Raw genomic sequence first — 12397 nt, 5'->3', positions numbered from 1 at the left:
GTCGGCGGTGGGGACGCGCACTGCCTGCGAGGCCCTTGCGGCGCCCAGCAGTAAGCAGGTTCGTCCAATGCAAGCTTCTATTTCCCGATTCATTTCACGGATAAACCTCGATCATGAAAATCATCGCTTACGCCGAAGCCGGCCGTATCGCGCTGGGCGTTGTCACCAGCCCAACGCACTTCCTGGCCGTCGCCGATATCGCGCCCGAATTGCCCGCCAGTCTGATTGCGATCCTCGAGCATGAGGATGGCCTCGCGCGACTTCAGCAAGCGCTCCGAGGCCGCGAAGGAGACCGCTCGCTGGCCGACGTCACGCTCAGGCCGTTCCTCGACCGGCCGAACGCAATGTGGGCGCTCGCATTGAACTTCAAGAGCCATATTGCGGAGACCGGACTGCAAACCTCGATGGAGTTCCCCCACCTGTTCATGCGCACCGCCGCCTCGTATGTGGGCGCGAATGAAGCGATCGTCGCGCCACCGGCAGCAGTTGCGCGTGCCTTCGACTATGAAGGCGAACTCGGCGTCGTGATCGGCAAGCCTGGCCGCTTCATCCCGGTCGAGCGGGCGATGGAGCACGTGGCCGGTTACACGTGCATCAACGAAGGATCGGTGCGCGAGTATCAGATGCACAACCGTCAGTTCGGCCTCGGCAAAAACTTCGAGGCATCCGGCTCGTATGGGCCGTGGCTGATGACAAGCGATGAGTTCGGCGACCCTGCCACGCACTCGGTCCTCACGCGCATCAACGGTGTCGTCCGCCAACGAGCACCGCTGGATGACATGTTGCTGGACGTGGCCAAAGTCGTCAGCTATCTCAGCCAGGGCTACTGCTTGCGCCCGGGTGATTTCATCGCAATGGGCACGCCCGGCGCGCTTAAGCCGCAACCCGACGACAAGGAAGGCCAGGATCTCAGCCGTCAATATGGACCTTTTCCGACACCTGGCCTCGTTCACATGCGACCTGGCGACTGTGTCGAAGTCGAGATCGACGGACTCGGCGTGCTACGCAACCAGGTGGTGTCCGACACGTCCTACTCCGTAGGCGCGCAGTAGCAACACAACGCCGGTGCCGCCGAGATCAGGACCTTGCCGCGTCTCCCGATGCGGCGGCACGGACTCGGACCAGCAGCTAGAGCCGGCTTCACATCACCCAATGCGAGGAGACACGCAATGGCTGGAAACGCTTTCTCACGAGGCGTGGCGGGTCCGTCGGCGCAGGCCGTGCTGATCGCCGCTGCCCTGCTGTGCACCGCGGTGAGCGCGCGAGCCGCCGATCTGACTGCGCGTGTCGGAGAACTAACGACACAACGATGCGCGGCCTGCCACGGTGTCGACGGAAACAGCACGGTCGGCACTTATCCGCGCCTTGCCGGCCAGTATCCGGAGTATCTGTACAAGCAACTCTCGCAATTCAAGGGTGGACCTGGCGTGCCGCCGTTGCGGCACAACGAAATCATGCAGGCGATGGTGAAAGATCTCTCGCCGGACGAGATGAAAGCGCTCGCGGCTTTCTATGCGGCGCAAAAGCCCAAGCCGGGTGCGGCCACAAACGCCGCGCTCGTCGATGCCGGCAAGCTGGTTTATACACACGGCGGCGCGGACGGCGCGCCAGCGTGCATTTCCTGTCACCGGGCGGCGGGAGGCGGTATTGAGCCTGACTTCCCGCGCATCACCGGTCAGCATGAAGAGTATGTCAAAACGCAACTCAACGCATGGAAGAGCGGAGCGCGTGGCGGCAAGGGGAAGCTGATGAGCCTGATCGTTCCGCTGCTGAGCGAGGACGAAATTGCCGCCGTTTCCGCGTATGTGGCGACGCTGAAGCAATGAAAAATCCGGACGATCCGGCAAGCCGGTGTGCTTTTTGGTCAGGTTTCCTGCATATGTTGGCCGTATAGTGATTTACACGATAAGCACGTTACATCAGGAGGAGACGCATGCGGTATTTTGAGCGCGAAGGAATCCGCTTCGCATACGAAGAATCGGGCCCGGCCGGAGCGCCGGTGGTGGTTTTCAGCCACGGCTTTCTGATGGACGGGGAGATGTTTCAGCCGAACATCGCCGAACTCAGCAATGCATTCCGGTGCATTGTCTGGGACCAACGCGGGTTTGGCGCAACGGGTCCGACTACCAATGCGTTTAGCTATTGGGACTCGGCACGGGACCTGATTGCGCTGCTCGATCACCTGGAGATCGCTTCGGCATCTCTTGTCGGCATGTCGCAAGGCGGCTTTCTTTCGATGCGGGCAGCGCTGCTCGAACCCGACCGTTTTCGCGCGCTCGCACTGATATCGACACGCAGCGATATCGACTCCGAGGCCGTTCAACAATCGTTCGAAAATCTCAGGGGAGAGTGGGCTAGAAACGGTGCCACCCACGTCGCTCAGGATCTGTCCGCGTTCCTGCTCGGCGATAACTACGAGGCGTCGCCGGCATGGATAGAAAAATGGCTTCGGCTTGGCTCCGAGCACTTCGAGCATCCGGTGAATGCACTGATTTCAAGGGATGACATTACGTCACGACTTCATGAAATCACGCACTCGACCATTGTTTTTCACGGTAGCGACGATATCGCCATCAGTCCGCTGTGCGGCGAATCGATCGCCGCCGCACTGCCGAATTGCAAGGGCTTTGTCCTCGTCGACAAAGCAGGGCATACCCCCAATTTGACTCACGCTGAGCGGGTCAATCCGGCGCTGCGGGATTTCCTGATGCGCTACGCGCGTTAGCGACGTCTCCCAGTCCATCTGCAGGACCAAAGAGGACGTTTTCGAAGTCGGACAAGACGCATGGAATAGCGGTTCGACCGACCTGGTGACGGCTCTTTTGATGGTCGCTGCCCAAGTCATGATGATTAGTATTGCGAATCTAAGCGGTCGTCGGACTGTGCGATTGGCAGAACATTGGAGACCATGAATGTACAAGAAGATTTTTGCTGTTCTAGCCGTTTCTCTTGTGATGGGCGAAGCTCACGCGCAATCGAGTGTCACCTTGAGCGGGATCATCGACGGCGGCATCAGTTTCACGAACGGCGTGGGCGCGACTGATAAAAATCAGTGGGCATACGGCCAGGCGAATCTGGTTGTCAGCCGGCTGATCTTCTCAGGGACGGAGGATCTGGGCGGCGGGATGGCGACACTGTTCAGACTGGAGTCGGGTTTCCTGCCGGGTGCCGGGAAGAGCACCAACTCGGGGCAGCCCACTTCGGCGGGCAGTTTCCTGTTCGACCGTGGCGCTTGGGTGGGACTGAGAAAAGATGACTTCGGGACGATCTCGTTTGGCCGTCACTACACCCCGTTCGTCGAAGTCCTCTATCGCACGGATGCCAGTGGCTTTGAGAATTTCGGCTCGGTGGCAAACACGGTCTTTCAGACTCGCACCGGCTTCAACGGGTTTCAATATACGTGGGCCAACAACTCGGTCAAATATCAAACACCGACGTTCTACGGCCTGAGTGCCAGCGTGTTGAACAGCTTTGGCGGGACCGCGGGCGATTTTCAGAACCAGCGGGAGGTGTCGGCTGCGCTGTACTACGCGCTGGGGCCCGTCTCCGCGAGCGCCGGCTATATCTCCGGCAACGATCCGACCGGGCTGACCGATCACACAGTGGCGCGGGCCTACACCGTATTCCTGGCCTATACAGGTAGCGTATTCAAGGTCAGTCTGAATTTCCAGAACTTCCAGGATCCCGCAACTGGAAGCAGCCAGGACTACTATTCGATCGGCGGCCGGTACGATATTACGCCGGCGTTCAGGCTTGTTTCGGACTATACGTATCTGGCCGACCGGGTGAACTCCGAACGCAATGGTGCCTTCTTCAAACTGGGCGTTCACTACCTGCTGTCGAAGTCGACGGATCTGTACACGGAGGCGGGACTTTCCAGAAACAACGCTCAAGGTACGCTTGGCATCTCAAGCACTTCACCGGCCAGCCCTGGCATCAACCAGCGCTCGATCGTTACTGGCATGATCCATTTCTTTTGAGCGCGAGTCGGAAACTGGCGCGCAATGGTACGGGGCGACACGGGCCCTCGTGCCGCTCTGCGACGCGGATAACAATGCAAAGATGTGAGGGCACTCATAAAATTGGGCAGATCAATGAAAAAAGCCAAATTATTTAATAAGATTTAACTGGTGTGGGGTCCGAATCCCTATCACTATTTCATGCGCAGTCTGTGCCACTGTTAAGCACAGATTTTCTGCGAGCCACTTTTAGTGGTCAACGCTTTCAGGGAAATATCATGCGACTTTCCACCTTTACCGCGACGTGCGGCCTCATTGCGTTACTCAGCGCGGATCTGGTTTTCGCCCAGACCGCTAGCGACGCCAACGCGCCGCAACCGACTGCAAGCACCAGCAAATCTGCAATCCGCGCACAGAACCGGCAACTGTCGAAGGCTGTGCGCCACGCGCTCTATGCGACGAAAGGTTTGACTTCCAGCAATATCGCCGTACTGGTTAAAGGCGGTGTCGTTTCTTTGGTTGGAACGGTGCCGGATAGCTCGCAGATCCAACTCGCGGGTGATGCCGCGAAGCGGGTCCCTCAGGTGCAGTCGGTCGATAATCGACTTGTGTTGGAAGAGGAAGGCGCCCAGTAGTCGAACGCGCGTCGCGATCTGGCGCGCCCCCCGATTGCGAATCGCACCTCCAGACGCGGGCAAGTTGCTGCGTCTGACTGTTCAATCTACCCTCCGCCTGTACAAACTGGATACCAGGCACACGCTCGGCGCTACTGGCTAACTCATCGGTGACAGGTAGCGCAAATACGTTGAACGTCATGCCATGACCACCGTCGACGAGTGTATTTAAGCGTGTCCGAAATTATCAAAAGTCGCGGCTTGTCCACGTCGGTACCCGGCGCGTTTTGCAACTGTTCCGTCCGAATCAACTTTCTGTGGAACTCGATACAAGTCAACGTGGAGTCAACTCGTCAAGATGCACTCGACCGGTGCGGGAGGCCGATTTGCACTCGCGAGCGGCGTGCGGGCGGCCAATCGCCAGATAGTGAATTAGCGCAATCAGCGGGAAGGCGGTGGCGACGCCGGCGACCAGCGGCCAGCCACCGTGTTCATACAGCGGGCTTGCGAGCGCGGAGCCGAAGGCACCGCCTACAAAAATGCTGGTCATATACAGCGCGTTCAGACGGTTTCTGCTCGCGGCATGCAACGCATAGATTTCCCGTTGTCCCAACACCATGTTCATCTGTACGGCGAAATCGAGCACGATGCCGGTTGCGACGAGCCCTGCTACGCCCCAGGCCGGATGGATCAATGCAGGCGTGTAGGCGAGCGCACCCACGACGAGCGCAATCAAGGTCGCCCGCACGGTATGACCTGCGTCGGCCAGACGGCCTGCGACCGGTGCCGAGGTTGCGCCGATCGCACCGACCAGCGCGAAGATGGCGATGGCGGTTTGCGAAAGCCCGAAATGCCGGATCAACTCGATGGGGATCGCGGTCCAGAAGAGGCTGAACGAAGCGAACATGAGCGCCTGATACAACGACCGATGGCGCAGAACCGGCATGGTGCGGACCAGGTGGCCGAGCGAACCGATCAACTCGAAGTAGGTGGCCTTGTGATCCGGCTGCCGGCGCGGAATGGTCAGCGCGAGCACGGTGGTGACGATTGTCATCACGACGGCGGCGGAGCCGAACACCGCGCGCCAGCCGAAATGCCCGGCAACCATGCTGGAAATCGGCCGTGACAGCAGAATGCCGAGCAGCAGTCCGCTCATGATGGTACCGACCACTTTGCCGCGCGTTTCGTCCGGTGCGAGATGAGCAGCGAGCGGAATCAGAATTTGCACGGCCACTGAGCTGAACCCGACCAGCAGCGAGATCACGAGGAACCAACCCGGCTGGTGAGCGAAGGCCGCCGCGGCGAGGCTCACGATCGACACCAGTGCGGTGGTGATCATCAGCTTGCGGTTCTCCAGCAAGTCGCCCAGCGGGACGAGAAAGAACAGGCCGAATGCGTAGCCGATCTGCGTCAATGAAACAATCAGGCTCGCGGTGCCGCCGGACATGTGGATGGCCGGCGCTATCAGCTCGGTAATCGGTTGCGCGTAGTAGAGATTCGCGACGATGGCACCGCAACAGAAAGCGAACAGCGCGATCAGGCCGCTTGTCATCTTTGCCGGACTTGCGCTGCCGGCAGTGGTGGACGACTGGGTTGACATGAGAACTCCCTGAAATCAGAAAATGGATGAACGTGGATTCGGATGTGAGCTCAACGAGCCGCCGATCACGACGGCGCGTGGTTTTCGGGCGCTCTCACGCTGCGTTCCGTTGCGCGGCCGAACGCAGTGCATGGGCAAATACAGCGGGCGGTTGCGCACCGCTGATGAACTCGCCTGCAACCACGATGGTCGGAACCGCCTGAATGCCAAGCGTGTCCGCTTCGTTGCGCGCCGCTTCGACTTCCTGATTGCCCGAGGCGCTCAGCAGATACGCACGAACCTGGTCCGCATCGAAAGCGCGTTCGGCGGCGACGGCGACCAACGTATCGAGTGAACCAATGTCGCGGCCTTCCGAGAAATAGGCGGCATAGATGGCTTGATAGAGCGCCGCGGTCTTCTGCGGCTCACGACGATCTTGAGCGAACTGCATCAGACGGTGCGCGAGATGCGTGTTCGGCGTGCGTAGCACCCTGTCGTAGTTGAACTGGACGCCCGCGCTCAGTCCGGCGGCAGCGACCTGCGCGTCCATGCTTTGCGAGCGGGCCCAGCTTCCGAATTTTTGCGTTCGATAGCTACGCCGGTCCGCACCTTCGGGCGGCATCGACGGGTTCAATTCGAACGGCACGTAATGGATCGAAACGGCCGCGCCGACACCGGAATCGGCGAGCGCCGCAGCAAGATTTCGTTGACCGATCCAGCACCACGGACATATGAAGTCGTAATTGACCTCGACCTGAATGGCTTGCATGTTGCGTCCCTCACTAGGTAACGCACACAGCATAGGCGTTGCGAGAAATTTACTGAATGGGGCTAAAATGCAATCCCACATTGCGCCGGGCGCAACCAAGCCATTGTTGAGGCCATATATTGGACAAGCTCCTCGCCCTGAATACGTTGCTGGAAGTGGCTGACGCCGGCGGCTTTTCGAAAGCCGCCCAGCGTTTGGGTGTGGCCACTTCATCGGTTACGCGTTTGATGGACTCGCTGGAAGCCTCATTGGGTACTGCGCTTCTGACCCGGACACCGAGAAAGGTCAGTCTCACGGACGCCGGCATTGCGTACGTCGAACAGGTCGGCAAGGTGCTCGACGATCTGGCCGAAGCGGACGAGAGCGTATTCGACAGCGGCGCGTCGCCGGTCGGCGCGCTGCGCATCGCTGTGCCGTCGACATACAGCAGGTTACGGCTCGGTCCGCATCTCGCGGCCTTCCTGTCCGACAACCCCCGTGTGTTTCTCGATGTTGTCGTCGCCGATCACTTTGCCGATCTCGCGCTCGACAGAATCGACGTTGCGATACGAATCGGCCTGCCCAACCGCGACGCCAATCTGATCGTCAGAAAGCTCGCGGACAATCCACGCTACGTGGTGGCCAGCCACGACTACCTCGAACGCGGCGGCACGCCGCCAATGCCGCAAGCGCTCGATACACACGAGTGCCTGCGCGTGGCGTACGGCGGCGGCTATCGGACTCGCCAGATCTGGACCTTCCGCCGCGAGGCCACAGGGCAACACACTGAGGCTCGCGTCGAAGTGCGCGGCCATTTGTTGTCGAACAGTCTCGACATCCTGCTCGAGGCCGTGCTTGCGGGACGCGGCATCGCGTTGCTGCCCGAGTGGCTGGTCGCCGCCGAGATTCGCGCGGGACGCCTGATGCGCCTCTTCGAGAACTTCGACGCGAGTCCTCATAGCGGCGATGCAATCGTCTACGCGGCGTACCTGCCTAATCGCCGCCACTCCAGCAAAGTGCGGGCCCTCGTTCAGTTTCTCGAAGCCCGGCTCCACACTTCGCTGGAGGGCTGAGTCGGTGCGCAGTCAAAGAGACTTTGTCATGTCGATCAAACCTCGATCTGCTTGCGCAAGTTGTCGCCACCCAAGGGCATCTGACGCAGACGCTTGCCGGTTGCATCGAATAACGCATTGGCGAGCGCACCCGCAGTTGGCCCCATCGAGGCTTCGGCGCTGCCTAGAAACGGCATGCCGGGCCGGTCGATCAAGTGCACCTTCACGCTCGCCGGTACTGCCGGGAAGCGCATGATCGGATAGCTGCTCCAGTCAAAACTTCGGATCTGCTTCGTATCGAATTGCAGTTCTTCGTACAGTGTCCAGCTCGAAGACTGGATGATGCCGCCTTCGATCTGGTTGCGGACACCGTCCGGATTGACGATCTGACCACAATCGACCGCGGCGACGGCGTGCTCGACACGCACCATGCCGGTTTCGCGTTCGACGGAAAGCTCGACCGCAATCGCGACGTACGCCATCAGGTTCTTGTACTTGCCAAACGCAAATCCGACGCCACGCCCGGCTTGACGCGCCGGTCTCGGCCAGCCGAATTGCTTCGCCGCGAGCCGGATCACATCCTGCGCACGCGCATCCTGAAGGTGTTTCAGACGAAACTCGACAGGATCCATCCGCGCGGCAAACGCCAGCTCATCCATGAAGCTTTCAATCGCAAACACGTTGGTATGGGCGCCTAACGAACGCATGGCCGATGTGGGCAGTGGCATCGTCGGCGAGAAGTTGTTCATGACGTGCAGGTTCGGCAGCGTGTAGAGCGGGATTGCATTGCGATCGCCGCCGCCCTCGGGCTGCACCATCGGCGTGGAGGGCGCGGATACGAAGGGCTTGGCCAGCAGGGTGGCCGGCATCAGCCGGCCTGCGTTGACGATCCGTTCGTTATGAGAGCTGCTCCACAGCGCGTAGTCCCAGTTGACGATATTGTTTTGCGCGTCGAGCGATGCGCTGACCTCGGTGACCATCGCGGGCGTGAAATGGTCCCACGTATGCTCCTGGTCACGCATCCATTGCACCCGAACCGGTTGTCCGGGCAACGCCATCGCGATCAGCGCTGCATGCGCGGCCGCGTCGTCGGCGCCATTGTGCCCATAGCAGCCAGAGCCTTCAGTGTGGATGCAACGGATCTTTTCCTTTGGCAACGAGAGCATTTCCGCCAACCCGTCGCGCAATGGATAGACGCCTTGCGAGTGCGTCCATACCGTCAGTGTGTCGTTCTCGAACGTGGCGACCGAGCATGACGGGCCGATCGAGCCATGCAACAGATAGCGCTTCATATAAGTCGCGCTCAGCGTCTTGACCGGCGGCGCCGTGGGCGAATGAGCATTGGCGATCTCGATCTGTTGCGTGGCGATTTTCTTGAGTTCGCTGTGAACGGTGTTGGGGTCAGGCAGTGGGCGACCGGCGCTCCATTTGCTGCCGGCCGAGAGGGCCCTTTGCGCGAGGACCGCTTGCCATTCGCCTCTTGCGACTACGGCCAGCATGTTGCCGTTTCTGACGACCTTGACTACGCCGGGCATTTTCATGACCTCGGCTTCATTCGTGTTTAGCAGGTTAGCCTGATAGGCCGGCGGCAACACCGCGCGCGCGTGAACCATGTTGGGCAGATGCATGTCCTGCACATAGCTCGCACCGCCCGTGAGCTTGCCTGGAATGTCCAGACGCGGCAGCGACGTGCCGATCACCTTGAAAGTGCGCGGATCTTTTAGCGGCGAAGTGGGGGTCGCCATCCGATGCAGGTCGACAGTTTGCACGGCCTCGCCATAGGTCACGCGGCGCCCGTCCGGCGCGGCGATCACCGCGTCTTTGACGACCAGCGTCGCGCTTTCGACACCGAGACGTTGCGCGGCCGCATCGACCAGAATGCCGCGCACCTGGGCAGCGGCATTGAGCAGCGCGGTGCCACTGTCGGCGATGGTATGGCTGCCGGCAGTCAAACCCTCGTCCGGCGAGAGGCCCGTGTCGGCGGTGAGGAACGTGATCAGCGACGGCGCCATATTCAGCTCTTCCGCGGCCACTTGCAGTAAGGCCGTGCGTACGCCCGTGCCGAGTTCCACCTTGCCGGTGAAGACCGTCACCTTGCCGTTGGACGAAATTTTTATCCACGCGTCGAGCAACGGATTGGTCTTCAGGCTGCCGGCGAGCGCTTCGGTTTGTTTGCCGATCTGCACGGCTTTGCCTTCGTCGGCAATGACTTCCTGGGCGAGTGCGCTCACACCGGGAACCAGGCTGAAACCGACCACGAGGGTGCCGGACAGCATGAAGCGGCGGCGTCCTTCGTCGACGTGATCGTCGTGTGCGCTCATTGCGTCGCTCCTTTTCCCGATGCCGCAGCGGTCGAGGCATCGGCACCACCGCTTTCGGGCAGTCCGGCCACTTGCCGGATCGCCGCCAGAATGCGCATGTGGGTGCCGCAACGGCACAGGTTCGGTTCCATGTGCTCGCGCAGTTGCGCTTCGGTAGGATGCGGCGTACGGTCGAGCAGCGCCTGGGCGCGCATGATCATGCCTGCGATACAGTAGCCACATTGCGCAGCCTGGTGTTCAACAAAGGCCTTTTGTAAGGCGCCCGGCTGTTCGATCGTGCCCAGGCTTTCGATGGTTCGAACCGCGCGATTGCCAATCGCCGATACGGGCAACAGGCAGGAAAATACCGCGCGATCACCCACGATTACTGTGCATGCGCCGCATTGTCCGAGGCCGCAGCCGAACTTGGCCCCGTGCAGCTGCAAGTCATTGCGCAGCGCGTAGAGCAATGGCGTCGAGGGATCGATGTCTAGGGCGTGCTGCACGCCATTCACTGAGAGCTGGATCATCGCGTCTCATTCTCCTTTCTCACCTTTGATACGGTGTCTTTGACCGCGTCCCATCGAACGCGCGTCGAGTAGCTCGAGCGTAGATAGGTCGCCAGATCGGCGAGTTGATCGTCGCTGAATACATCGTCGAACGGCGGCATGTAGTTCATTGCATCCTCGCCGTGCCAAGGCACGCCGCCGGTCATCATCTGGATCGCATTGCGCGGGGTGGCGGCGTTGACCGCAGTGCTGAAGGCAAGACCGGGCCGCGTGCCGATGGTTTGCATCGGCGAGCCGCTGCCGTGACAGGATGCGCACGAGCCGTTGAACAGGATCGCGCCGCGCTGGGCGCTCGCTGACTGGGCATCTTGCATGGACTCGGACGCTGTCTTCACGACGGTCGCCACGGCCGGTTTCTGAATCGAAAGAAGATAGGTGGCGATGGCTTCGACGTCTTCTTGCGGCACCGTGCCCAGGTCACGCGTGACCGGCAACATGGGGCCGGCAGCGGCGCCGTGCTCGCTCGCGCGGCCGGTCCTCAGGTACGTCACCAACTGTTCCCTGGTCCACGGCTTCACGGCATCGCCCAACTGGTTGAGGGGCGGTGCCTCCCAGCCATCGACCTGGCCGCCGTCGAACGCCTGACCGGATTTCTCACCGCCGATGGCGTTCAACGGAGAATGGCAGGCGGCGCAGTGTCCCAATCCGTCCACCAGCAAATGACCCCGGTTCCATTCGGCGCTCTGCGATGCGTCCGCCGCGCGCTCGCCGGGCCGCAGGAACAGCACATTCCAGAACGCCACCAAGGGCCTGAAATTGAGTGGGAAGATCAGCTTGTTGTCGGGCGTGGTCGCGTTGACCGGATCGCGGCTCATTAAGTACGCATAGGCCGCCGCGATGTCGTGGTCCGACATTCGGGTGAAGTGGATGTACGGAAAGGCAGGGTACAGCGCGTGGCCGTCGCGTGCGATGCCATGGCGCAGCGCGCGTGCAAAGGCATTCTGCGACCACGCGCCGATGCCCGTTTCAGGGTCCGGCGTGATGTTGGTCGCGTAGATCGTCCCGAATGGCGTGGCAAGCGGCAAGCCGCCGGCAAACGGCTTTCCACCCTTGGCGGTGTGGCACACCGCGCAGTCGCCGAGCGCCACGACGCGGGCGCCGTCGAGTTTGAGTTGGCGGTCGAATGAGGAAGCAGCAGGGGGGTGCACCTCAGCGATGCTGGGCTCCCACATGATGCCGGCCGCAACGGCGCACGCCACGACAACAGCGGCAATGGCCGCGAGAATAATCGGCTTGCGAGTCATCGCAGCACCTTCCGCAAAAAGAATCCTTTCGATGTCGTCAGGGATGCCCGACGCTCAAACGCACGAATGTGCGCGTGCTATTTTGATTGTACTATAAATGTTCGATCGATAAATTAAGATGGAGATCGAGCCAGCTTTTACAGTTAACACGACGTCCCCTGACGAGGCTTTCGCTCTTACGCTTTCGCGTCATGGCGATTGGACAAAGCATATCGAGGCCTTAGCTAAATGTCCTGATGGAGGCCTTAATAAAGCTTAATTCCGTTGCTCTCGCGTAGGGCCAGTCCGCGGCGTGGCCTGAAGCGGCGCTCCGTAGCATGACCTCGACACCT

At 60.6% G+C, this 12397-nt stretch carries 11 protein-coding genes; 6 read left to right on the top strand and 5 right to left on the bottom strand.

The window, feature by feature from the left end; translation table 11 throughout:
- Positions 1–113: 113 nt before the first annotated feature.
- The 5 genes from HF916_RS22370 (at position 114) to HF916_RS22350 (ending at position 4594) form a co-directional block, all read left to right on the top strand.
- Entirely contained in the window at positions 114–1052 is a 939-nt protein-coding gene (locus tag HF916_RS22370) for a fumarylacetoacetate hydrolase family protein (RefSeq protein WP_168790984.1), read from the top strand.
- Positions 1053–1169: 117 nt separating this feature from the next.
- Positions 1170–1826, top strand: coding sequence for a c-type cytochrome (locus HF916_RS22365; RefSeq protein ID WP_168790983.1), 657 nt, complete (start codon positions 1170–1172; stop codon positions 1824–1826).
- Positions 1827–1933: 107 nt separating this feature from the next.
- On the top strand, positions 1934–2725 hold the full coding sequence (locus HF916_RS22360; protein WP_168790982.1) for an alpha/beta fold hydrolase: 792 nt from the start codon (positions 1934–1936) through the stop codon (positions 2723–2725).
- A 187-nt stretch (positions 2726–2912) separates the two neighbouring features.
- On the top strand, positions 2913–3980 hold the full coding sequence (locus tag HF916_RS22355; protein WP_168790981.1) for a porin: 1068 nt from the start codon (positions 2913–2915) through the stop codon (positions 3978–3980).
- 257 nt (positions 3981–4237) lie between these two features.
- Positions 4238–4594, top strand: coding sequence for a BON domain-containing protein (locus HF916_RS22350; protein ID WP_206001840.1), 357 nt, complete (start codon positions 4238–4240; stop codon positions 4592–4594).
- A gap of 313 nt (positions 4595–4907) precedes the next feature.
- Here HF916_RS22350 and HF916_RS22345 read toward each other — a convergent pair whose 3' ends face one another.
- On the bottom strand, positions 4908–6173 hold the full coding sequence (locus tag HF916_RS22345) for an MFS transporter (RefSeq protein WP_168790979.1): 1266 nt from the start codon (positions 6171–6173) through the stop codon (positions 4908–4910).
- A gap of 94 nt (positions 6174–6267) precedes the next feature.
- Positions 6268–6921 (bottom strand): DsbA family oxidoreductase, encoded by a 654-nt coding sequence (locus HF916_RS22340; protein WP_168790978.1) that lies wholly within the window; start codon positions 6919–6921, stop codon positions 6268–6270.
- 119 nt (positions 6922–7040) lie between these two features.
- Between HF916_RS22340 and HF916_RS22335 the strand changes: the two genes are divergently transcribed.
- A complete protein-coding gene (locus tag HF916_RS22335; protein ID WP_168790977.1) occupies positions 7041–7973 on the top strand; it encodes a LysR family transcriptional regulator in 933 nt (310 codons plus the stop codon).
- Positions 7974–8008: 35 nt separating this feature from the next.
- Here the strand turns inward: HF916_RS22335 and HF916_RS22330 are convergent, their stop codons facing one another.
- Genes HF916_RS22330 through HF916_RS22320 form a run of 3 tightly spaced genes read right to left on the bottom strand, consistent with a single transcriptional unit; the run spans position 8009 to position 12065 of the window.
- Positions 8009–10273 (bottom strand): xanthine dehydrogenase family protein molybdopterin-binding subunit, encoded by a 2265-nt coding sequence (locus HF916_RS22330; protein WP_168790976.1) that lies wholly within the window; start codon positions 10271–10273, stop codon positions 8009–8011.
- On the bottom strand, positions 10270–10782 hold the full coding sequence (locus HF916_RS22325) for a (2Fe-2S)-binding protein (protein ID WP_168790975.1): 513 nt from the start codon (positions 10780–10782) through the stop codon (positions 10270–10272). The genes HF916_RS22330 and HF916_RS22325 overlap by 4 nt, the downstream gene beginning before the upstream one ends.
- The gene (locus HF916_RS22320; RefSeq protein ID WP_168790974.1) at positions 10779–12065 is read right to left on the bottom strand and encodes a c-type cytochrome; all 1287 of its coding nucleotides are present in this window, start codon (positions 12063–12065) and stop codon (positions 10779–10781) included. Before HF916_RS22320 ends, HF916_RS22325 begins: the two co-directional genes overlap by 4 nt.
- Positions 12066–12397 lie beyond the last annotated feature (332 nt).

It is taken from the genome of Paraburkholderia aromaticivorans (assembly GCF_012689525.1).
Lineage (GTDB): Bacteria > Pseudomonadota > Gammaproteobacteria > Burkholderiales > Burkholderiaceae > Paraburkholderia > Paraburkholderia aromaticivorans_A.
This window is presented reverse-complemented; position numbering and strand designations above follow the sequence as displayed.